Annotated in this window: 20 protein-coding genes, 1 pseudogene and 1 riboswitch; of the genes and pseudogenes, 2 read left to right on the top strand and 19 right to left on the bottom strand. The window is 71.6% G+C overall.

From position 1 onward, the window contains the following. Positions 1 to 8: 8 nt before the first annotated feature. The 6 genes from thiD to ACFYTT_RS17365 form a co-directional block, all read right to left on the bottom strand. The gene (thiD, locus tag ACFYTT_RS17390; protein ID WP_131055161.1) at positions 9 to 800 is read right to left on the bottom strand and encodes a bifunctional hydroxymethylpyrimidine kinase/phosphomethylpyrimidine kinase; all 792 of its coding nucleotides are present in this window, start codon (positions 798 to 800) and stop codon (positions 9 to 11) included. 208 nt (positions 801 to 1008) lie between these two features. Continuing rightward, on the bottom strand, positions 1009 to 1707 hold the full coding sequence (locus ACFYTT_RS17385; protein ID WP_387260469.1) for a thiamine phosphate synthase: 699 nt from the start codon (positions 1705 to 1707) through the stop codon (positions 1009 to 1011). A gap of 65 nt (positions 1708 to 1772) precedes the next feature. After that, the gene (locus tag ACFYTT_RS17380; protein WP_387260295.1) at positions 1773 to 2591 is read right to left on the bottom strand and encodes a thiazole synthase; all 819 of its coding nucleotides are present in this window, start codon (positions 2589 to 2591) and stop codon (positions 1773 to 1775) included. Positions 2592 to 2596: 5 nt separating this feature from the next. Then, a complete protein-coding gene (gene thiS / locus ACFYTT_RS17375; RefSeq protein WP_131055157.1) occupies positions 2597 to 2797 on the bottom strand; it encodes a sulfur carrier protein ThiS in 201 nt (66 codons plus the stop codon). A 14-nt stretch (positions 2798 to 2811) separates the two neighbouring features. Next, on the bottom strand, positions 2812 to 4065 hold the full coding sequence (gene thiO / locus ACFYTT_RS17370; protein WP_387260291.1) for a glycine oxidase ThiO: 1254 nt from the start codon (positions 4063 to 4065) through the stop codon (positions 2812 to 2814). Next, complete coding sequence (locus tag ACFYTT_RS17365) at positions 4059 to 4685, bottom strand: thiamine phosphate synthase (RefSeq protein ID WP_387260288.1); 627 nt, start codon at positions 4683 to 4685, stop codon at positions 4059 to 4061. Before ACFYTT_RS17365 ends, thiO begins: the two co-directional genes overlap by 7 nt. Further along, positions 4680 to 4788: riboswitch (TPP riboswitch) on the bottom strand. (Overlaps the previous gene by 6 nt.) 393 nt (positions 4789 to 5181) lie before the next feature. Between ACFYTT_RS17365 and ACFYTT_RS17360 the strand changes: the two genes are divergently transcribed. Beyond that, on the top strand, positions 5182 to 10950 hold the full coding sequence (locus ACFYTT_RS17360; protein ID WP_387260285.1) for a ThuA domain-containing protein: 5769 nt from the start codon (positions 5182 to 5184) through the stop codon (positions 10948 to 10950). Positions 10951 to 11046: 96 nt separating this feature from the next. On the opposite strand, the gene ACFYTT_RS17355 is transcribed toward ACFYTT_RS17360, so the two are convergent. From ACFYTT_RS17355 to ACFYTT_RS17345, 3 genes are read right to left on the bottom strand one after another with little or no spacing between them, the layout of a single operon-like run. Further along, positions 11047 to 11997 (bottom strand): aldo/keto reductase, encoded by a 951-nt coding sequence (locus ACFYTT_RS17355; protein WP_387260466.1) that lies wholly within the window; start codon positions 11995 to 11997, stop codon positions 11047 to 11049. Between the two features lie 19 nt (positions 11998 to 12016). Then, a complete protein-coding gene (locus ACFYTT_RS17350; RefSeq protein ID WP_387260282.1) occupies positions 12017 to 13705 on the bottom strand; it encodes an ABC-F family ATP-binding cassette domain-containing protein in 1689 nt (562 codons plus the stop codon). Positions 13706 to 13762: 57 nt separating this feature from the next. After that, positions 13763 to 14368 (bottom strand): class I SAM-dependent methyltransferase, encoded by a 606-nt coding sequence (locus ACFYTT_RS17345; RefSeq protein ID WP_387260279.1) that lies wholly within the window; start codon positions 14366 to 14368, stop codon positions 13763 to 13765. 114 nt (positions 14369 to 14482) lie between these two features. Between ACFYTT_RS17345 and ACFYTT_RS17340 the strand changes: the two genes are divergently transcribed. After that, entirely contained in the window at positions 14483 to 15649 is a 1167-nt protein-coding gene (locus ACFYTT_RS17340) for a hypothetical protein (RefSeq protein WP_387260276.1), read from the top strand. Between the two features lie 44 nt (positions 15650 to 15693). Here ACFYTT_RS17340 and truA read toward each other — a convergent pair whose 3' ends face one another. The 10 genes and pseudogenes from truA to map form a co-directional block, all read right to left on the bottom strand. After that, positions 15694 to 16524 carry a tRNA pseudouridine(38-40) synthase TruA gene (gene truA, locus ACFYTT_RS17335; protein ID WP_131053090.1) on the bottom strand — a complete coding sequence of 277 codons (831 nt, stop codon included), beginning with the start codon at positions 16522 to 16524 and terminating at the stop codon, positions 15694 to 15696. A gap of 67 nt (positions 16525 to 16591) precedes the next feature. After that, positions 16592 to 17152, bottom strand: coding sequence for a 50S ribosomal protein L17 (gene rplQ / locus ACFYTT_RS17330; protein WP_131053089.1), 561 nt, complete (start codon positions 17150 to 17152; stop codon positions 16592 to 16594). A 34-nt stretch (positions 17153 to 17186) separates the two neighbouring features. Further along, entirely contained in the window at positions 17187 to 18209 is a 1023-nt protein-coding gene (locus tag ACFYTT_RS17325; protein WP_074472529.1) for a DNA-directed RNA polymerase subunit alpha, read from the bottom strand. A gap of 98 nt (positions 18210 to 18307) precedes the next feature. Next, positions 18308 to 18934: a 30S ribosomal protein S4 gene (rpsD, locus tag ACFYTT_RS17320; RefSeq protein WP_131053088.1), complete on the bottom strand. Its 627-nt coding sequence runs from the start codon at positions 18932 to 18934 to the stop codon at positions 18308 to 18310. Positions 18935 to 18948: 14 nt separating this feature from the next. After that, positions 18949 to 19356, bottom strand: a complete 408-nt coding sequence (rpsK, locus tag ACFYTT_RS17315; protein ID WP_007073011.1) for a 30S ribosomal protein S11 — start codon at positions 19354 to 19356, stop codon at positions 18949 to 18951. Positions 19357 to 19489: 133 nt separating this feature from the next. Then, a complete protein-coding gene (gene rpsM, locus ACFYTT_RS17310; protein WP_117226239.1) occupies positions 19490 to 19870 on the bottom strand; it encodes a 30S ribosomal protein S13 in 381 nt (126 codons plus the stop codon). 214 nt (positions 19871 to 20084) lie between these two features. Beyond that, positions 20085 to 20198, bottom strand: coding sequence for a 50S ribosomal protein L36 (gene rpmJ, locus ACFYTT_RS17305; RefSeq protein ID WP_012184307.1), 114 nt, complete (start codon positions 20196 to 20198; stop codon positions 20085 to 20087). A 91-nt stretch (positions 20199 to 20289) separates the two neighbouring features. Next, positions 20290 to 20511, bottom strand: coding sequence for a translation initiation factor IF-1 (infA, locus tag ACFYTT_RS17300; RefSeq protein WP_007073013.1), 222 nt, complete (start codon positions 20509 to 20511; stop codon positions 20290 to 20292). A gap of 303 nt (positions 20512 to 20814) precedes the next feature. Next, positions 20815 to 21381: pseudogene (locus tag ACFYTT_RS17295) on the bottom strand (DUF1707 domain-containing protein); the annotation flags it as partial. A 243-nt stretch (positions 21382 to 21624) separates the two neighbouring features. Further along, positions 21625 to 22476: a type I methionyl aminopeptidase gene (map, locus tag ACFYTT_RS17290; RefSeq protein ID WP_131052666.1), complete on the bottom strand. Its 852-nt coding sequence runs from the start codon at positions 22474 to 22476 to the stop codon at positions 21625 to 21627. Between the last annotated feature and the right edge of the window lie 82 nt (positions 22477 to 22558).

Genomic DNA, 22558 nt, shown 5'->3' with positions numbered 1-22558 from the left:
TCCCTCGCCTAAGCGGACCAGCCGAAGTGGTCCATCGGGCCGCGTCCCGCGCCCAACTCCCAGTCCCGCGCACCGGCCAGCGCGCGGGTGACGTACTCCTTGGCGGCGGCGACCGCCGCCGGCACCGGGTCGCCCAGTGCCAGCCGCACGGCGGTCGCCGCCGAGAACGAACAACCGGTGCCGTGCGTGTGCCGGGTCGGCACCCGTGGGGCCCGCAGCACCGTCGTGCCGTCCGGACCGTGCAGCACGTCCACCGCCTCATCGCCGGTGTCCACGTCACCGCCGGTCACGATCACCCACTCGGCTCCGCCCGCCGCCAGCGCCCGCGCCGCCGCCGTCATCTCCGCCACGCCGGTCACCGGCGCCCCGGTGAGGGCGGCGGCCTCCGCGCTGTTCGGCGTCGCCACCCGGGCGTACGGCAACAGCCGCTCCACCGCCTCCACCACGCCGAGACGATGTCCACTGGTGGCGACCAGCACCGGGTCGACCACGAGTTGCGGCAGCCGACCGGCCGCCGCCGCCTCGGCGATCGCCTGCGCCACCGCCGGCGTACCGAGCATCCCGGTCTTGACCGCGCGCACCTCGAAGTCGGACAACACACTGTCCAACTGGTCGCTGACCATCTGCGGCGGCAACGGCAGGACCGCGTCCACCCCCCGGGTGTTCTGCGCGGTCACTGCGGTGAGCACACTCGTGCCGTACGCACCGAGCGCGGCGAAGACCTTGAGGTCGGCCTGGATGCCGGCACCGGCACCGGAGTCCGAGCCGGCGACGGTGAGCACGGTGGTCGGGGTTGTCACGTGTCTCCTCTTGGCTTGGTTCTTTGCTTGTTCTTGCTTGTTCTGGGTTGCGGTTCAGGGCTGCGGCCGACCGTGCCCACTCCGGGCGGTCAGGCTTGATCCCTGCGTGGGCACGGTCGGCCGCAGCCCCGTGGTGGGCGTCGCCCGTCGGGACGGATAGGTGGCCGCTTCGGGTGTCCTGCCTTGGGAGAGGCTGGCGGGGTGGGGGTCATCGCTGGGCCGGGGTGGTGGGGGCGCGGTCGCTGCGGTGGGGGGTCCGGGGCGAAGTCGTCTGGAGAAGCTCGTGGTGGGCGGTGGTGAGGGTGGTGGCGACCTGGTGGGGGTCTCGGGCGCGCATGATGGCGCCTTGCACGGCCACACCGATGGCGCCGGCCTCCACGCAGGCCCGGACCTGTGCGGGAGTCTCGATGCCGCCCAGAGCGAGAACGGGCACGGGGCTGCGACCCACCAGGGCGGCCAGGCCGTCGGGGCCCAGCGGTGGGCCGTAACCGGGCTTGCTGCGGGTGGGAAAGACCGGTGACAGGGTCACGTAGTCCTCGGTGGTGAGTCGGTCCAGCTCCGCCTCGTCGTGGCAGGAGCGGCCGACCAGGTCGGCGACGGGTGGCGGGTACGGGCCGGCGGCCGGCAGGTGGAGCGCGACGAATGCCCCGCCGAAGGTGCTGGGGATCCGCGGGGCGGGCTCGGTCTCGGGCAGGAGCGGGTCGGGGCCGGCGACGATCAGGGTGCCGCCCGCCTCGGCCAGGATCGGTCGCAGCTCGGCGGCGAGCACCAGGCGCTCGACACGCGGCAGGTCCTTCTCGCGCAGCACCACGCACCGCACTCCCCCGGCGACCGCCTGCGCCACCACATCGCGCAGGTCCCCCCGCGCCGCCCGGCGATCCGTCAACAGCACCACACCCGAGACCAGCTGGAGCTTGGTACGAAGAGTCTCCTGGAGGGGCGGGTCAACACCAGGATCGGCGACGTGGCGGGTCACAGGTCTGGTCGACCGTCGTCGGGCGTGGAGGCGAGCGCGTGGAAGCGACGCGGTATACGTCCCGCGCCGTACGCGAGGCGGCCCGCCTCGATCGCGTACCGCATCGCGGTGGCCATCGCGACCGGGTCCTCGGCCCGGGTGACGGCGCTGGCCAGCAGGACCGCGTCACAGCCCAGCTCCATGGCCAGGGCCGCGTCCGAGGCAGTGCCGATGCCCGCGTCGAGGATCACCGGGACCGTCACGTCCTGACGGATCAGCCGGATGTGGTGCGGGTTGTTGACGCCCAGCCCGGAGCCGATCGGCGCGCCGGCCGGCATCACCGCAGCGCAACCCACGTCGGCCAGCCGCCGGGCCAGCACCGGATCGTCCGACGTGTACGGCAGCACGGTGAACCCGTCGTCGACCAGTTCCTCGGCGGCGCGCAGCAGCTCCACCCCGTCGGGCAGCAGCGTGCGCTCGTCGCCGATCACCTCAAGTTTGACCCAGTCGGTGTCGAACGCGTCCCGCGCCAGCCGGGCCACCTTCACCGCCTCACCTGCGGTGTAGCAGCCGGCCGTGTTCGGCAGCAGACGTACGCCACAGCGGTCCAGCAGGTCGAGCAGGCCGCCCGAGCCGACCGCGACGGTGTCCACCCGGCGCAGGGCCAGCGTGACCAGCTCGGTGCCGGAGGCGCGGATCGCCTGCTCCAGCACGTGCAGGTTGGCGGCCCCGCCGGTGCCCAGGACCAGCCGGGAGCCGAACCGGGCCCCGCCCAGCTCGAAGCCCTTCGTGCCGGCGTCCACCTCGGGCCCGTCCGTCGACGGTGTGCGGTCCATCCTGCTCACCCGCCCTGGGCGGCGCTGAGCACCTCGACCCGGTCGCCGCCCCGCAGCACCGTCGCCGGCCAGTCGGTCCGCGGCACCACCTCGCCGTTGACCGCCACCGCGACGCCGCGCGGTTGCGGGGTCACGTCGCGGACCAGTTCGGCGACCGTGACCTCGTCCGACACATGGCGTCCGACACCGTTCACCGTCAACTCCATCATGCATCCTCCGTTCACTGCGCAGGTCGGGTGGCGTCGCCGGACGCGCCGAGGCCGTCCCCCGGTCCGACGTGGGCAGCGGACGTGCCGAAGCCCTCGCCCGGTCCGGCGTCGGCGACGAACGCGCCGAACCGGTCACCCGGTCCGACGTCGGCGGCGAAGCGCTCGGGGCGGAACGGGCGGCCGATGGTGTCGACGGTCGCCCCGGTCACCAGGTCGGTGATCAGGTCGGCGGTCACCGGGGTGAGCACGATGCCGTGCCGGTGGTGACCGGTGGCGACCAGCACGTCCGGCCGGCCCGGCAACGGACCCAGGATCGGGGCGTTGTCCGGGGTGCCGGGGCGCAGCCCGGCGATCGCCTCCACCAGGTCGTACTCGGCCAGTTCCGGCAACAGATCGGTCGCGGCACGCAGCAGTCGCAGCACCGCGCCGGCACCGACCGCCAGATCGGAGCGCTCCTCGACGGTCGCCCCGACGACCACCTCACCGTCGTCGCGGGGCACCAGATAGACGTGCTCGCCGTCGGCGTACCCCCGGATGACGTGCCGGAAGCCCGGCGGACCGCCGTCGGGCGCGCGCAGCCGCAGCACCTGGCCCTTCACCGGGCGGACCGGCAACCCGGTGAGGGCGGCCGCGCCGCAGCCGGCGGCGATCACGGTCACCCGGGCGCGGACGTCGGCCGGTGTCCGCACCGGCTCCGGGACCACCGTCGCACCGGCCCGCTCGGCGGCGAGTCGCAGTGCCGGCACCAGTCGGCGCGGGTCGACCTGGTGGTCGGTGGCGGCGAGCGCCCCACCACGGACCCGGACCGCCAGCGCCGGCTCGCGGTCGCGCAGCTGCGAGGGGCGCAGCGGCGTCACCGGCAACCCCAGTCCCTGCTGGTACGCCCAGAGGCGACGCGCCTCGGCGAGGTCGTCGGCGGTGAGCCCGACCATCAGCGTGCCCTCGGTGCGGTAGCCGATGTCGGCGCCGGTCGCCTCGGTCAGCTCGGCGGCGAACGCCGGCCAGCGGGCGGCCGACTCGGTGAGCAGGGCGGTCAGTTCCTGCTCGCCGAAGTACGCCTCAGCCACCGGCGCGAGCATCCCGGCGGCGGCGTGCGAGGCACCCGAGCCGGGCGCGGGATCGTGCACCACCACCCGCAACCCGCGCGCCGCACAGCGCCAGGCGATCGCCAGCCCGATCGGCCCCCCACCCACGACAGCTACGTCGGGTGTAAGGAAGGGCCCCCTGCTAACGCCTGCGGTAGAGGAAGGGTCCCCTGCTAACACGTCAACGCTCCGATCAGCTCCGCCGCGACGCGAGCCGGATCGGCGGCGGCCGAGAGCACACCGACCACCGCCACCCCGTACGCCCCGGCGGCGCGCAGCGCGGGCAAGTCCGCCACCGTCACCCCGCCGATGGCGTACACCGGCACGGTGACCGCCTCGGCCACCGCCCTCAGACCGGAGACGCCGATCGCCGGCGGCAAACCGTCCTTGGTGGTGGTGGCCCGGCACGGACCGACGCCCAGATAGCTCGCGCCGGCACCGACCGCCTCGGTGGCCGAGGCCGGTTCGCGGGCGGTGGCCCCCAGCACGGCGGCCGGGCCGAGCACCTGCCGCGCCGCCGCGACCGGCAGGTCGTCCGCGCCGACGTGACCACCGGCCGCGCCGGTGGCCAACGCCACATGCAGCCGGTCGTTGACCAGGCAGTCGACCGCGTACGGCGCGCAGAGGGCGAGGACCCGTCGGGTCAGGTCGTACGCCTCGCGGTCGGTCGCGGAGTCCTCGACCCGGACCTGCACCAGGAGTTCGGTACGGGCCACCGGCAGTACGGCCCGGAGCACGGCGAGCGGATCCCGCCCGGGCCGGGTGTCGGTGATCAGATGCAGTCGTCCCAGGGACGGCACGGCAACTCTCCTCCCTGCGCCGGCATTACCCGGATCAGGTTCGACGGTCGGGGGCTCACAGCCCCCCTCTCAGCCCGGTCGACCGGGCTCCCGTGGGTCACTTGCGTGGCCACCGTACGACAGATCCGCTGACCTGCCAAGGTGCGTCCCGCCAGGGGAGCCTGCTCCGCCGCCGGCGTTAGGAGGGGTCCCTTCCTCTACCGCAGGCGTTAGCAGGGGACCCCGCCTTGCACAGGGGGAATGCGTGCTTCACACATAAAAACGGTAATTACAGCCCACCGATACCGAAACGTTACCCATCGAAACCTTGCCATGGATCGATTCAGCGGAATTAATTTGTTCAGCGATTCGACATAATGCCGCAACGGAAGCCCTGGCACGGCACTCCGGCTGCGGCTCCATCAGGGACGGTCTTCGGCGAGCCGGCCCCCGCGACCCCTGTCCGGCAAGGATCAAGGAGACCGGAGTGTTCCGACCACGCCGTATGCGCGTGCCCATGACCGCCACCCTTCTCACCCTCGGACTGGCCGCGACCACGCTCGCCGGCGCACCCGCCGCCCAGGCCGCCCCCGTTCCGGTAGCCCAGGCGCCGGCCCCGCAGGCCGAGGCCGACCCGTTCTCGGTGCTGGTCTTCTCCAAGACCGCCGGCTTCCGGCACGGTTCGATCCCGAGCGGCATCGCCGCCATCCAGCAGCTCGGCGCGGAACACGGGTTCACCGTGGACGCCACCGAGGACAGCACCGCCTTCACCGACCAGAACCTCGCCGGATACCAGGCGGTGATCTGGCTCTCCACCACCGGTGACGTGCTCAACGCCGACCAGCAGGCGGCGTTCGAGCGCTACATCCGGGCCGGTGGCGGGTACGCCGGCGTCCACGCCGCCTCCGACACCGAGTACGACTGGGAGTGGTACGGCGGCCTGGTCGGGGCGTACTTCAACAGCCACCCGGCCAACCAGCAGGCCACGGTCAAGGTGGAGGACCCGGCGCACCCGTCCACCGCGGATCTGCCGGACCGTTGGTCCCGGTTCGACGAGTGGTACAACTACCGCACCAACCCGCGCGGCAAGGTGCACGTGCTGGCCACGCTGGACGAGACCAGCTACTCCCCCGGCTCCGGCGCGATGGGTCACGACCACCCGATCGCCTGGTGCCAGGACTACGACGGCGGCCGGGCCTGGTACACCGGTGGCGGCCACACCAACGAGTCGTACGCCGAGCCGCAGTTCCTCGGTCATCTGCTCGGCGGCATCCGGACCGCGGCCGGGGTGCAGGACGCCGACTGCGGCGCCTCGCTGACCGCCAGCTTCGAGAAGGTGACGCTGGACAGCAACACCAGCAACCCGATGGAGCTGGACGTGGCCGCGGACGGCCGGGTCTTCTACATCGAGCGCGACGGCCGGGTGCAGATCGTCAAGCCGGACACCGGCAACACGGTCACCGCCATCGACCTCGACGTCTTCACCGGCAACGAGGACGGGTTGATCGGCATCCGCCTCGACCCGGACTTCGCCACCAACAACTGGGTGTACCTCTACTACGCGCCGAACGACGGGGTGGCGCGCAACGTGCTGTCCCGGTTCACGGTGAGCGGTGACGCGATCGACGCGGCCTCCGAGAAGGTCGTCCTCCAGGTCGACACCCAGCGCAACACCTGCTGCCACGCGGGCGGCACCATGACGTTCGACTCGGCCGGCAACCTCTACCTGGCCACGGGCGACAACACCAACCCGTTCCAGTCGGACGCGTACACCCCGATCGACGAGCGTCCGGGCCGTGCCGACTACGACGCGCAGCGCACCTCCGGCAACACCAACGACCTACGCGGCAAGGTCCTGCGGATCCACCCGGAGGACGACGGGACGTACACCATCCCGGAGGGCAACCTGTTCCCGCCGGGCACCGAGAAGACCCGGCCGGAGATCTACGGCATGGGCTTCCGCAACCCGTTCCGGATCGGCATCGACCTGGCCACCGACACCCTCTACGTCGCCGACTACGGTCCGGACGCCGCCTCGGCGAACCCGAACCGTGGCCCGGCGGGCCTGGTCGAGTGGAACATCGTGGCCGAGGCCGGCAACTACGGCTGGCCGTACTGCCACGGCGGGAACCAGGCGTACAACGACTACCAGTTCCCGTCCGGCCCGAGCGGAGCGAAGTTCGACTGCGCCGCCGTGGTGAACAACTCGCCCAACAACACCGGCCTGACCAACCTGCCACCGGCCATCGCGGCCACCGTCGACTACGGCTACAGCGGTGACCCCCGGTTCCCGGAGATCGGTGGCGGTGGCGCGCCGATGGGCGGCCCGGTCTACCGGTACGACGCCGACCTCGACTCGGACCGCAAGTGGCCGGCGTACTACGACGGCAAGGCGCTGCTCGGCGAGTGGAACCAGTCCAAGATGTACACGATGCAGGTCAGCGCCGACGGGCGGGAACTGGTCGACATCAACCAGTTGCTCACCGGGATGACCTTCATCCGTCCGATGGACTTCGAGTTCGGCCCCGACGGCGCGATGTACCTGATCGAGTGGGGCAGCGGCTTCGGCGGCAACAACGACAACTCCGGCGTCTACCGGATCGACTACATCGCCGGTGACCGGGCCCCGATCGCGGTGGCCTCCGCCGAGCCGACCTCCGGTCCGGCGCCGCTGACGGTCGAGTTCTCCAGCGCCGGGTCACGTGACCCGGACGGCGGCGTGCTGACGTACTCCTGGGCGTTCGGCGACGGCGGCACCTCCACCGAGGCGAACCCCACCCACACGTACGCCGAGGCCGGCAACTACACCGCCCAGCTCACCGTGACCAACCCCAACGGCCGTACGGCGGTGGCGAACGTCCCGGTGACCGTGGGCAACACCGCACCGACGGTGGAGATCGAGTTCCCGCCCAACGGTGGCTTCTTCAACTGGGGCGACCAGGTCAAGTACTCGATCAAGGTGACCGACCCGGAGGACGGCGAGATCGACTGCGCCGACGTCCAGCTCCAGGTGCTGCTCGGGCACGACGAGCACGCGCACCCGCTGGAGCAGCACACCGGGTGCAGCGGCACGGTGCAGACCCAGCTCGCCGCCGGTCACGGCGCCGAGGCGGACGTCTTCACCGTGCTGGAGGCGACCTACACCGACAAGGGCGGCTCCGGCGGCGCCAGCCCGCTGACCGGGCGGATCATCGAGATCCTCCAGCCGAAGCGCAAGCAGGCCGAGTACTTCAGCGACACCGGACGCACGGCCGACGGCACCGGCGGCGGTGAGCCCGGCGTGCAGCGCGAGGCCACCGGCGACACCGCAGGCGGTGGTGAGAACATCGGCTTCATCGAGGACGGTGACTGGTGGTCGGTGGACCCGGCCGACCTGACCGAGATCTCCGAGATCCGGTTCCGCGCCTCCTCCGGCGTGGAGGGCGGTGTGATCGAGGTCCGGGCCGGCGCGGTCGACGGACCGGTGGTCGCCACGGCCACCGTCCCGGGCACCGGTGACTGGCAGACGTACACCGACGTCACCGCCCCGGTCACCGGGCCGGCGAGTGGATCTCTGTTCTTCGTGGCCCGGCACCCGAGCGGCGGCTCCGGTTCGCTGTTCAACGTCAACTGGGCGGACTTCGTCGGCAAGGGCGTCACCGACAACGCCCCGCCGACGGTCACCGCCACCGCCACGCCGGGCACCGGCACCGCGCCGGTCACCGTCGCGTTCGGCGGCACCGCCGTCGACCCGGAGGGCGACACCCCGCTGACGTACGAGTGGGACTTCGGTGACGGTGGCACCGCCGACACGCTCCAGGCCGAGCACACGTACGAGCGGCCCGGCAACTTCACCGCGACCCTGACGGTGACCGACAGTCGGGGCGCCTTCTCGTACGCCACCGTGCCGGTCCGGGTCGACGCGCCGAACACCTCCTGCGTCGGCACGCGTTCGGACGACTTCGGCGGCACTACCCTGGACCGGGAGCGTTGGACCAGTGTGGTGCGGGAGAACCAGCTCCTGTCCGTCTCCGACGGCACACTGCGCCTGCCCACCTCGGCCGGCGACCTGTACGGCAGCCGCAACGACGCCACCAACCTGGTGCTCCAACCGGCACCGTCGGGCGCCTGGCAGGCCACCACCAAGGTGACCCTGCCGGTGACGGCCGACTACCAGCAGGCCGGCCTGCTGGTCTACGGCGACGACGACAACTACGCCAAGGTGGACCTGCTCTACAACGGCAGCCGGCGGGTGGAGTTCATCCGGGAGACCGCGGGTACGCCTCGCAACGAGGGTGCCGACAGCACCGCGGCACCGGCCGGTGACACCGTCCACCTGCGGATCAGCAGCGACGGCACCAGCCTGACGGCGTCGCTCTCGTCCGACGGTCTGACCTTCACCCCGGTCGGTCGGGCGGCAGCGCTGGAGGGCATCGAGAACCCCCGGATCGGCCTGTTCGCCCTCAACGGCGGCACGACCGCGCCGGTGGTGGACGCCGCGTTCGACTGGTTCCAGGTGACGCCGGACGAGCCGGCCGGACCGGTCGACCCGTCCGACGAGTTCGGCGGGACCGCGCTGGACAAGTGCCGGTGGAACGCGATCCTCCGGGAGGACGCCACCGCCTACCTGGTGGCCGACGGGGCGTTGAGCATCGACGTACCCAACGGTGACATCTACGGCACCGACAACACCGGGCCGACGAACTTCATCCTGCAGAACGCGCCGGACGGCGACTGGACGCTGGAGACGAAGGTCGACGGCAGCCTGCTGGACGAGCAGTACCAGCAGGGCGGGTTGATCGTGTACGGCGACGACGACAACTACGTCAAGTTCGACTTCGTCGTCGACAACCAGGCCGGCTCGCCGGTGTCGCGACGGATCGAGTTGCGCAGCGAGATCGACGGGGTGATCCAGAACCCGCAGCCCGGCCCGGAGGGCCTGACCGAGTCGGTGTGGCACCTGCGGCTGGCCCGCACCGGTGACACCTTCACCGGGTCGTACTCGGCGGACGGCACCACCTGGACGACGCTGACCGAGCTGACCAACGCGGCGGTCGGGGCGACCCCGAAGGTGGGACTGTTCGCCCTCGGGGGCAACCAGACCGCCTCGAAGCAGGTGTCGTTCGACTACTTCCGGCTGAGCACCGGCACGGTGGACGACACCGCGCCGGTGACCACCGCCGAGGTGGCCGGTACGCCGGTGGAGGGCTGGTACACCGGCCCGACGACGGTGACGCTGACCGCCACCGACGAGGGCGGCAGCGGGGTGGCCCGCACCGAGTACCAGCTCGACGACGCCGACACCTGGACCGCCTACACCGCGCCGGTGGCGGTCTCCGGGGACGGTGAGCACGAGCTGCGGTTCCGCTCGGTCGACGAGGCCGGCAACGTGGAGGAGTCCCGGACGGTCGACGTCCGGATCGACACCACCGCGCCGGTCAGCACCGCGGCGTTCGCCCCGGCGAACGACGCGGGCTGGCACGACGGCACGATCCCGGTGGTGCTCTCCTCGACCGACGCCGGTTCCGGGGTCGGGTCGCTGGAGTGGTCGTTGGACGGCGGCGACTGGACGCCGTACACCGAGCCGGTCGAGATCAGCGGCGACGGGACCCACGAGCTGCTCTACCGGGCCACCGACAACGCGGGCAACGCCGAGACGCTCAAGTCGGCGGTGGTTCGCATCGACGGCACCAAGCCGACGCTGTTGGTCTCCGGCATCGCCGACGGCCAGCTCTACGGCGACAGCCAGGACGTACGGGTGTCCTGGCAGGCGGTCGACCCCACCTCGGGGATCGCCACCGTGGTCGGCCGGCTCGACGACCGCCCGTACGTCAGCGGCACCCTCCAGGCGATGTACGAGCTGCCGCTGGGGCTGCACGAGCTGACGGTGACCGCGACCGACAAGGCGGGTAACGCCACCACCACGACGGTCCGGTTCTTCGTCACCACCTCGTTCCGGGACATGCAGAACCTGCTGGACCGGTTCAAGGCGACGGGTCGGCTCACCGCTCGGGCACACACCCAACTGTCGAACCGGCTCTCCAACGCCCGCACGGCGGAGGCCGCCGGTAACGACCAGCGGGCGATCAACCAGCTCACCGCGTTCCGGGGGCTGGCCGGCGACGCCACCCTGGTCGGTGAGGCGGAGATCCGGGACGTGCTGGTCCGGGACACCGACGCCATGATCGTCCGGCTCGGCGGCACGGCCAGCAAGGCGGGCGTACGCGCCAACGACGGTGATTCCGTCGCCGGCACGGGACGACTGGGTGGCGATCCCACCCGGCTCGCTCCCGGACGCCGGTTGTAGGAGCGACCGCCAGTGCTGCTGACGGTCACTCTCCGCAGGTGATCGGGGCCCCGTCCGGCGACCAGCCGGGCGGGGCCCCTTCGCGTGCGCTGCCCCCTACCGGTCGAGCACCGCGCGCAGCGCCGTGAGGTCCGCCTCACCCGGCTGCCAGTTGCCCGCCTCGGCGTTGGCGCGTACCTGGTCGGGCGTGGTGGCTCCGGCGATGACGGAGGTCACCGCCGGCTGGGCGGCCAGCCCGCCGATCGCCACGTGCAGCATCGACACGCCCCGCTCGGCGGCGTACGCCTCGATGCCCTCGATGGTGTCCCAGTCGGCGGCGGCGAGCCGCTGGGCGTACCGGCCGCCACCGGCGAGGCGGCTACCGGCCGGCGGGGCCTCACCACGCTTGTACTTGCCGGTGAGCAGCCCGTTGGCCAGCGGGAAGAACGGCAGCATGCCGAGGCCGAACCGCTCGCAGGCGGGCAGCACCTCGATCTCGGCGTCCCGGTTGAGCAGGCTGTAGTGGTTCTGGGCGCTGACGAAGCGGGCGGTCCCCCGGGTCTTCGCCGTCCAGTCGGCGTCCGCGATCTGCCAGCCCGCGAAGTTCGAGTTGCCCAGGTAGCGCACCTTGCCGGCACGGACGAGATCGTCCAGGGCGGTGAGCGTCTCCTCGATCGGGGTGCCCGGGTCGGGCTCGTGGAACTGGTACAGGTCGATGTAGTCGGTGTCCAGGCGGCGCAGCGACGCCTCCACCGCCCGGATGACGTACCGCCGCGAGCCGCGCACGCCGAAGTCCCGCCCGTTGCCACCCCCCATCGACATGCCGAACTTGGTCCCGATCACCACGTCGTCGCGACGGCCCTTGAGGGCCGCGCCGAGCTGAGCCTCCGACGCGCCGTGCGGCTCGCCGTAGATGTCGGCGGTGTCGAAGAAGTTGATCCCGACGTCGAGGGCGGCGTCGACCACCGCGCGGGTGCCGTCCAGGTCGAGTTTGCGGCCGAAGTTGTTGCAGCCGATCCCCACGACGGACACCACGAGCCCGGAGTCGCCCAACCGGCGATAGGTCATCTCAGTCACGAGATCAACCCTATGTCGATCGTCCGACCTCCCACACCGGCTCCGGCGTCTCCACCACCTCACCGTCACCACGGAAGAGCAGGAAGCGGTCGAAGGTCCGGGTGAACCAGCGGTCGTGGGTGACCGCCAGCACCGTGCCGGAGAACGCGGCCAGCCCGGCCTCCAACGCCTCGGCCGAGGCCAGGTCGAGGTTGTCCGTCGGCTCGTCGAGCAGCAGCAGGGTCGCCCCGGACAACTCCAGCAGCAGCACCAGGAAACGGGCCTGCTGGCCGCCGGAGAGCGTGCCGAAGCGCTGGTCGCCCTGCCCGGCGAGCTCGTACCGGCTGAGCGCGGCCATGGCGGCGTGCCGGTCCATGCCGGCGCGGTGCTCGTCGCCCCGCCACAGGATCTCGGCCAGCGTCTTCGCCATCAGCTCCGGCCGGTCGTGGGTCTGCGAGAAGTGCCCGGGACGCACCCGCGCGCCGAGCCGGGCCGTCCCGTCGTGCGCCACCGGCGCGAGCGCCGCCGCACCGTCGACCGGGCCGTTGGCCGGGTCCGGGTCGGTGCCCCCTCGGGCGAGCAGCCGAAGGAAGTGGGACTTGCCGGTGCCGTTGGCGCCCAGCACCGCCACCCGGTCGCCATACCAGACCTCCAGGTCGAACGGGTAGGTCAGGCCGTCGATCTCGAGCTGTTCGCAGATCAGTGCCCGCTTGCCGGTCCGGCCACCGGCCAGCCGCATCCGGATGTCCTGGTCCTTCGGCGGTACGGGCGGCGGCCCGGCCTCCTCGAACTTGCGCAACCGGGTCTGCGCCGACTGGTACCGGGAGGCCATGTCCGAGTTGTACGCCGCCTTCTGCTTGTACATCAGCATCTGCTCGCGCAGCTTGTGGTGCTCCTCGTCCCACCGTTTGCGCAGTTCGTCGAGGCGGGCGTGACGGGCCACCCGGGCCTCGTGCCAACTGGCGAAACCGCCCGGGTGCACCCAGGCGCTGCCGCCCTCCACCGCGACCACCCGGTCGGCGGTGTGCGCCAACAGTTCGCGGTCGTGCGAGACGTAGAGCACCGACTTGGTGGACTCCCGCAGCCGCGCCTCCAGCCAGCGCTTGCCGGGCACGTCGAGGAAGTTGTCCGGCTCGTCGAGCAGCAGCACCTCCTCCGGGCCTCGCAGCAGCAGTTCGAGCGCGAAACGCTTCTGCTGTCCACCAGAGAGGGTGCGGACCGGACGCTGCCGGGCGGTCTCCCAGGGCAGGTCGAGCACGATGGTGGCGACGGTGTCGAAGAGCACCTCGGCGTCGTACCCACCGGTCTCGCCCCAGGCGGCCAGCGCGTCCGCGTACGCGAGCTGGGCCTTGCCGGCGGCGGTGCTGTACTTGCCGCGCAGCTCGGCCGCGCGCATGGCGGCCTCGGTCTCGGTCAGCCGGTGTCCCGCGTCGCGCAGGGGTGGCGGGGCCAGGGACAGGGCCAGGTCGGCAAGCGTCGAGTCGTCGCCGATCATGCCGATGAACTGGCGCATCACTCCCAGTCCACCGGCCCGCGCGATGGTGCCGGTGCGGACCGGCAGGTCACCGGCGACCATCCGCAGCAGAGTGGTCTTGCCGGCGCCGTTCGGCCCGACCAGCGCCACCTTGGCACCCTCACCGACCCGGAACGACACGTCGGTGAAGAGTTCACGACCGTCCGGTAGTACGTGTCCGGCCGCTGCCACGTCGACGTATCCCACGCCGGCATCCTGCCGGAGCCGGGCCGGGCGGCCAACCGATTAGTCGTGTCCCGGCGGTCAGCGGGTGACGCGAAGCACCCGAAAGCCCTTCTGACTGGCGTGCCGCTCGACCCGCCAGCCCTGCTCGACCAGCCAGCGTTGCAGCGAGTCGCCGCCGAGGTGGCGGGCCACCACGAGCCAGGCCACCCCGTCCGGGGCCAGTCGCGGCAACCAACGGCCGAGCAACTGGTGCAGATCCTCCTTGCCGATCCGGATCGGCGGGTTGGACCAGATCTCCGCGAAGTGGAGGTCTGCCGGCACCTCCTCGGGGGTGGCCACCCGCAGCCGATCCGCGACACCGAGCCGTTGCGCGTTCCCGGCGGTCAGCTCCCGGGCCCGCTCGTTGACGTCCACCGCCCAGACGGTCGCCTGTGGTGCGACGCTGGCCAGGACGCAGGCGATCGGCCCGAACCCGGAGCCGAGGTCCAGCAGCGGTCCGACGGCCGCCGGGGTCGGCAGTGGGGCCTTGCGCAGCAGCACGGCGGTGCCGGGGTCCAGCCGGGTGGCGGAGAACACCCCGCCCGCCGACGCCAGGGCGTAGTCGCGGCCGGCGACGCTGAACTGCACCTCGCGCGCCTGGCCGGGCGTGCTCGGTTCGGCGGTGAAGTAGTGGTCCCCGGTCACGCCGGCCATTCTCGCACCGAGCCGGAACGGGCCGGACCGACGGGAGTGGGCAGTGCCTCCAGCACATCCGGCAAAATGCCCACTAATGGGGTAAAAATCCTTACTCTGGTCACCATGTACCGGTACGACTCTGATGAGGACGCATACCTCCAGTACGGCGACGACGACGCGGAGGTGGTCCCGGCCGGCGACGACCGCCGCCCGGGCGGCCCCTCCCCGTCGCGCTTTCCCACACCGTCGCTGACGCGCCCCAACCAGATCCTGCTGCCCTCGGCGACAGCGGGCTCCGCCACGGATCCGCCGCCCCCGCCCGAGATGGTCACGCCACCGGAGCCGATCGACCCACCGGCGCCCTACCCGCCGGAGACCGACCTGGTCCTGCCTTCCGGTGTGTACGCGTCGAGCACCGCCGCACCGGCGCAGACCTCCCTCACCGGGTACGAGCCGACCTCGGCCGCCGCCCCACCGTCCACACCGGTGAGTGCGCCGTCGCCCCGCACCGGCGGCAACCGCACCTGGCAGGTGCTGATCGGCGGTGCCGCCGCACTCGTCCTGCTCGGGCTCTGCGGCCTCACCGCCGGCGCCCTGATGGACGGTGGGCAGCTCATCGGCCAGCAGGCGGCACCCACCTCCGAGCCGCAGGACACCCAGGACACCGAGGACGCCGCCAGCGACCTGGACTCCCGGGACACCGACTCCGCGCCGCTGACCGCCCGCGAGGTCTTCCCGGCCAGCACCCTGACGATCGACGGCAACACCGCCGGATACGAGGTGCTGCGGACCCAGTCCAGCGCGAGCTGCGCGGTCGCGGCCACCGGCGAGGTCGCCGAGTCGCTGACCCTGCTCGGCTGCAACCAGGTGGTCCGGGCCACGCTGCGCACGCCCGACGGCGAGCACCTGGTCACCACCGGACTGTTCAACCTGACCGACCGGAACAGCGCCGAACGGGCCCGGGACCGCATCCGGCAGGCGCTCGACGCGCGGCAGGGCCGGTTCCGGGGCATGTCGGCCGGCGACGGGACCGACGTCGTCACCTCCGCGCCCGCCCGCGTCGGCTGGCAGGTACGCGGCCACTACCTCGCCTACGCGGTGGTGAACCGCACGGACGGGGCGGTGGTCCGTTCCGCCGACACCACGGTCCGCGAGATCCTCTTCGACATGCTGGAGATGCACCTCAACCGCGACGTGCTGGAACGGCGGGCGGCCGGCGGCACGGCCACCCAGCCCGACCCGACACCCACCGACGACACCGGCGACCAGGACCCCGACACCGGGAACTGAGCAGGCGGCGCAGGCCACCGCCAGCGCCACGGCTCAGGTCAGTCTCAGGTCTCCGCCGGCACCCGCAGCCGACGGGTGGCCTCGGCCCGGCGGGCGTACTCGGCTGGATCGTCGGGATAGCCGACCGCCACCAGGGTCAGTCCGTGCGCCGGCGCCACCGTGACCTCGCTGGACCGCTCCCGCCGGGTCAACAGGCCGGCCGGCCACTCGACCGGCCGGCGCCCGTCCCCGGCGACCAGCATCGCGCCGACCAGGCTGCGCACCATCGCCTGGCAGAACGCGTCGGCCTGCACGGTGGCGACCAGGACGCCGTCGGCCTCGCGCCGCCAGTCCAGCCGGGTCACCTCCCGCAGCGTGGTGGCGTTCTCCTTCCGCCGGCAGTACGCGGCGAAGTCGTGCTCCCCCACCAGCCCGGCCGCCGTGGCGGCGAGCCGGTCGACGTCGAGCGCACGCGGCCAGCCCAGGATCTCGTGCCGGCGCAGCGGCTCGGCGCCCCAGGGCGCGTCGGTGACCCGGTACTCGTAGCGCCGGAAGGTCGCCGAGAAGCGGGCGTCGAAGCTGTCCGGCACCACACTCATCGCCCGTACCCGGACGTCACCCGGCAGCAGCCGGGCCAGCCGACGCAGCAGCCGGCTCTCCTGCACCCGCCACACCTCGTCGGGCAGGTCGACGTGGCAGACCTGCCCGGTGGCGTGCACCCCGGCGTCGGTGCGCCCGGCAACCGTCAGCCCGGCCGCGACACCGGCCCCGAGCACCAGGTCCAATGCCTCGACCAGCACACCGGCGACCGTGCGCCGCTCCGGCTGGGCGGCCCACCCCGAGAAGCCGGTCCCGTCGTACGCGACCTCCAGCCGCAGCCGGGTGCGCTCCTCCACGTCGTACCTCCTCGACGGGTCGGGCCCGGCACCCCCGAGGGGATGCCGGGCCCGACGACGGCCTGAATCAGGCCTTGCCTTCCTCGGTGGCCAGGTCGCTGTCCTCGCGGGCAGCGGCGGTGTCACCGGACGCCGACACCGGCGGCTCGGCGTCCTGGTCGGCCGACCGGTTCTCCGGGGCCTCGTCGGCCGGGGCCAGCGCCTCGACCTTGTCCTGCTGCGCGGCCTTGCGGGCGGCGGTCTTCTGGTTCACCTTCGGCTCGGCGACCTGAAGCTCCTCGACCAGCTCGATGATCGCCATCGGCGCGGCGTCGCCCTTGCGCGGACCGGTCTTCACGATCCGGGTGTAGCCACCGTTGCGGTTGGCGTACCGCGGCGCGATCTGGTCGAACAGGGCGTAGACCACGTCCTTGTCCTTGACCACGGTCAGCACCCGCCGACGCGACGCGAGGTCGCCCCGCTTGGCCTTGGTGATCAGCTGCTCGGCGAGCGGACGCAGCCGCCGGGCCTTGGTCTCGGTGGTCTTGATCTTGCCGTGCTGGAACAGCGAGGTGGCCAGGTTGGCCAGCATCAGCCGCTCGTGCGCGGGGCTGCCGCCGAGGCGGGGGCCCTTGGTGGGCGTGGGCATGCTTGGTGCTCCTCAGGTGTGGCGGCAGCGCGGACTAGAGCTGCTCGGTCTCGCGGTAGTCGTCGGTGTCGTAGTCGGCCTCGCCGAAGGTGTCCACGACATGCGCCGGGTCGAAGTTCGGAGCCGAGTCCTTCAGCCCCAGACCCATTCCGGCGAGCTTCATCTTGACCTCGTCGATCGACTTCTGGCCGAAGTTGCGGATGTCGAGGAGGTCGGCCTCGGTACGCCCGATGAGCTCACCAACGGAGTTGATGCCCTCGCGCTTGAGGCAGTTGTAGGAGCGGACGGTCAGGTCCAGCTCCTCGATCGGCAGGGCCAGGTCCGCCGCCAGCTGCGCGTCCTGCGGCGACGGGCCGATGTCGATGCCCTCCGCCGTCTCGTCCAGCTCCCGGGCCAGCCCGAAGAGCTCCACCAGCGTCGAACCGGCCGAGGCCAGCGCGGTACGCGGGCCCATCGACGGCTTGGTCTCGACGTCGATGATCAGCCGGTCGAAGTCGGTCCGCTGCTCGACACGGGTCGCCTCGACGCGGTACGTCACCTTGAGCACCGGCGAGTAGATCGAGTCGACCGGGATCCGGCCGATCTCCGCACCCGCCTGCTTGTTCTGCGCCGCCGTGACGTAGCCCCGACCCCGCTCGACGGTCAGCTCCATGTCGAGCCGGCCCTTGCCGTTGAGGGTGGCGAGCTTCAGGTCCGGGTTGTGCACCGAGACACCGGCCGGCGGCTGGATGTCACCGGCGGTCACGTCGCCCGGGCCCTGCTTGCGCAGGTACATGCTGACCGGCTCGTCGTGCTCGGAGCTGACGCAGAGCTCCTTGATGTTCATGACGAGCTCGACCACGTCCTCCTTGACCCCGGGGATCGTGGTGAACTCGTGCAGGACACCGTCGATCTTGATCGAGGTGACCGCCGCACCGGGGATGGAGGAGAGCAGCGTACGCCGCAGCGAGTTGCCCAGGGTGTAGCCGAAGCCCGGCTCCAGCGGCTCGATGGTGAACCGGGACCGGGTCTCGTTGATCGACTCTTCGGAGAGAGACGGTCGCTGGCTGATGAGCATGTTTTCTCTTCTCTTCCGGGACGCCCGCTATATGACGCCCACGACACAACGTGTTCCGGTGGCCCGCCCGTCGCCGGGCGGGCCACCGCAACGAGCCCTTACTTGGAGTAGAGCTCGACGATCAGCTGCTCCTGGACCTGGGTGTCGATCACCTGGCGGGCCGGGAGCGAGTGCACGAGCACCTTCATCTGGCTCGGAATGGCCTCAAGCCACGCCGGAACCGTCTTGGAGCCGGCCTCGGCCTGCGCCACGATGAACGGGGTGAGCTCCTTGCTCTTCACCCGAACCTCGATGATGTCGTGCTCCTTGACGCGGTACGACGGGATGTCGACCTTCTTGCCGTTCACCATGAAGTGGCCGTGCTTGACCAGCTGGCGGGCCATGTCCCGGGACTTGGCGTAGCCGGCCCGGTAGACCACGTTGTCCAGCCGCGACTCGAGGATCTGCAGGAGGACCTCACCGGTCTTGGCCTGCTTGGCCACGGCCTCCTCGTAGTAACCGCGGAACTGCTTCTCCAGCACGCCGTAGACCCGGCGGGCCTTCTGCTTCTCACGGAGCTGGAGCAGGTACTCCGTCTCCTTGGTCCGACCGCGGCCGTGCTGCCCGGGCGGGAACGGCCGGGACTCGAACGGGCACTTCGGACCATCGCACTTGCTGCCCTTGAGGAACAGCTTCATCTTCTCCCGCCGGCAACGGCGGCAGTCAGCACCGGTGTAACGAGCCATCTCTCTCTAACCTCTCAGACCCGACGACGCTTCGGCGGACGGCACCCGTTGTGCGGCTGCGGGGTGACGTCGGAGATCTGCCCGACCTCCAGACCCACCGCCTGCAGCGAACGGATGGCGGTCTCCCGGCCGGAGCCGGGACCCTTGACGAACACGTCGACCTTGCGCATGCCGTGCTCCATGGCCCGACGCGCGGCGGCCTCGGCGGCCAGCTGCGCGGCGAACGGAGTCGACTTGCGCGAGCCCTTGAAGCCGACCTGGCCGGCGGAGGCCCACGAGATGACGGCACCGGTCGGGTCCGTGATGGACACGATGGTGTTGTTGAAGGTGCTCTTGATATGCGCCTGCCCGTGGGCGACGTTCTTGCGTTCCTTGCGCCGGACCTTCTTGACAGCGGCTCCGGCACGAGCCTTCGGTGGCATAAGTCTGTGCGCTCCTGTTTTTGGTTCTCGATCGGGTTCCGGTCTCTCGCCCCGCTACTTCCGTAGACACCGGCTCCGGTGGGAGTCCGGCCGACCTCGGCGGAGAAGGACCAGAATTCCGGTTGAAGAACTACTACTTCTTGCCGGGCTTCTTCTTGCCGGCGACCGTCCGCTTCGGGCCCTTGCGGGTACGCGCGTTCGTACGCGTCCGCTGGCCACGGACGGGCAGTCCCCGGCGGTGCCGGATACCCGCGTAGCAGCCGATCTCGACCTTGCGACGGATGTCAGCGGCGACCTCGCGGCGCAGGTCGCCTTCTACCTTGTAGTTGGCCTCGATGTGGTCACGGAGCTGGACCAGCTCCTCGTCCGTGAGGTCCCGGGCGCGCTTGTCCGGCGAGATGCCGGTGGCGGCGAGCGTCTCCAGAGCGCGGGTACGACCCACGCCGAAGATGTAGGTGAGCGCAATCTCCAGCCGCTTCTCGCGGGGGAGATCCACGCCGACTAGACGTGCCATCTGCGGGCGTACTCCTTGTGGTCTTCTGCCGGAGGTGTGGTCCCGTCCCACCCCGCTACGCGGCCGTCCCGTCCTTCCGGCGCGACGTGCGCCGGCGACCGGGATGGTCGCTGCCCGAGCGGGCCCCGGCCTCCGACCGGGGGTCAACCACGAGAAAGTACGCGCTGCGCACCGCTCGCGGCTGGGACGAGCATGTGTGATGTGTGGGCTGGGTTCAGCCCTGGCGCTGCTTGTGGCGCGGGTCGGTGCAGATCACCATGACCCGGCCGTGCCGGCGGATAACCCGGCACTTGTTGCAGATCCTCTTGACGCTCGGCTTGACCTTCACGGTTGCCTTACTTCCCATCTGGCCCGGCGCCACGAGGCGCGACACCGGACGTCGAAGACGGACACGGGACGATTCCGGGCCGCCGTCAGGCTTACTTGTAGCGGTAGACGATGCGCCCGCGAGTCAGGTCGTACGGCGAGAGTTCGACGACGACCCGGTCCTCCGGCAGGATGCGGATGTAGTGCTGCCGCATCTTGCCGCTGATGTGAGCCAGGACCTTGTGGCCGTTGGCGAGCTCCACCCGGAACATGGCGTTCGGCAGGGGCTCGATGACCCGACCTTCGATCTCGATGGCTCCGTCTTTTTTCGGCATGTCCTCCGCTGTCCTGACGTCGACTACTCCGGACGGCCCACAACGTCTTACACGGGTGACTGATCAAGATCAGATTTCCCGCGCCAGCCGCGGCTCCGCGTCCCACCGAAGCGCTGGTGGGCATGGCGGAGTGGACGCTGTGCGCCGATCAGAAAGTGTACGCCCGCCTGCACGCCGTCGCCAAACCGACCGGCCCGAGTACGCCGACGGGGTGGACAAAGCCGGCGTTCAGCCCGCCGCGTCACGCTCCGCCCGGTCCGCCCCCGCCGGCGTGACGGGCCCGCCAGCCGACGCCGAGGGCTGCCCCGGCGACGACGGCGCGTCGGCCGCCGTGGCGGTGATCGCGTCGGGCTGCTCGGCGGCGAGCGCGGCACGCTCCCGCTTGCGGGCCTTCTTCTCCGCCTTCCGCTGCCGACGGCGTTCCTGCTGCGCCGCCCAGCGCTGCGGCTCGCCGGTACTCAGCCCGGTGACGGTACGCACCACCTGCACCGCGCCCCACGGCCCGGCCACCCAGATGGGCCAGAAGTACACCAGGTCGCGGGCGGCGAACGAGGTGACCGCCCAGATCGCGATGACGATCCCGACGGCCTTGAGCCAGGGCTCCCAGACGTCGACGAGCCAACGGGCGGTCACGCCCCGCCCGCCGTCGGGCAACACCGGCGCGTCGGCCTCCTGCCGGGCCGGCACCGCCCCGGGCAGGTCGCCCACCAGTGCGTCGAGTTCCGCGTACGTCCGGGCCGCATAGGCCCGCTGTAGCCGGTCGTCGTACTCGTGCAGGTCGAGCCGGCCCTCGTCGAGTGCCTCCCGGAGCCGTTCGGCGACGGCCTGCCGGTCGGAGTTCGCTGCCCGCATCCCGTCCTGCCCGTCCATGTCGGCAAGCATGCCATCGTGCCGCCAGCCCGACTAACCGACGCCGTGCGGCCTGCCCCACCGTCATGCCGACACCGACCGGCTCGCCCCGGTTCTGGTCACCGACAGTGAGCGCGACGAGCCGCTCGTGTCGAACGTCACATGCCTCGTGGCCGGATGCTGCCGAGCCGCCGCCACGACGGCTCCGCGCCGAGCGCCTGGGATGCGAACGGCCGGTCGGCCGGATGCCGGGATTCGGGCGACTCAGCCGGCCGACGAGGCGGCGGGCTGGCGGGCGGTGACCAGCTCACCGAGGCGGGCTCGACCGCCGTCCTGGGCGGTCAGCACCCAGACCCCGTCCGGCAACAGAGCCATGGTGTGCTCGACGTGTGCCGCACGCGACCCGTCGCGGGTGACCACGGTCCAGCCGTCGGCCAGTTCGGCGGTACGCGGCGACCCCATCGTGATCATGGGCTCGATGGCCAGCGCCATGCCCTGCACCAGCCGCGGCCCCTTGCCCGGCCGCCCGTGGTTGAGCACGTGCGGGTCCTGGTGCATCTCGGTGCCGATGCCGTGGCCGCCGTAGCCGTCGACGATGCCGTACCGGCCGCCCTTGCGCACCGCGTTCTCCACCGCGTGGGAGATGTCGGTCAGCCGGCCCTTGCCGCTGGCCGCACCCCGGGCGGCGGCGGCGATACCGGCCCACATCGCGTCCTCGGCCACCGTCGCCATCCGCAGCAGGGCCGGGTCGACCTCGCCCACCCCGACGGTGATGGCCGCGTCGCCGTGCCAGCCGTCGAGCACCGCACCGCAGTCGATCGAGATCAGGTCGCCCTCGGCGAGGACCTGGTCCGGCGACGGGATCGCGTGCACGATCTGCTCGTTGACCGAGGAGCAGATCGACGCCGGGAAGCCGTGGTAACCCTTGAACGACGGAGTCGCGCCGGCCTCGCGGATGGTCGACTCGGCGATCGCGTCCAGGTCGGCGGTGCTGACCCCGGGGGCCACCGCCTCGCGCATCCGGCGTAACGCCTCGGCGACCACCAGCCCGGCGGCACGCATCTTCTCGATCTGCTCGGGGGTCTTCAGCTGGATGTCCAGCTGGGGACGACGCATCGGGGCGCTACCTTTCGTTGCCGAACCAGCGGGGCACGCCGGGCGTACCCCGCTGTTCGCACTCTATCCGGCCGGCGATGAC

The sequence above is a fragment of the Micromonospora sp. NPDC003816 genome (assembly GCF_042874705.1).
Lineage (GTDB): Bacteria > Actinomycetota > Actinomycetes > Mycobacteriales > Micromonosporaceae > Micromonospora.
This window is presented reverse-complemented; position numbering and strand designations above follow the sequence as displayed.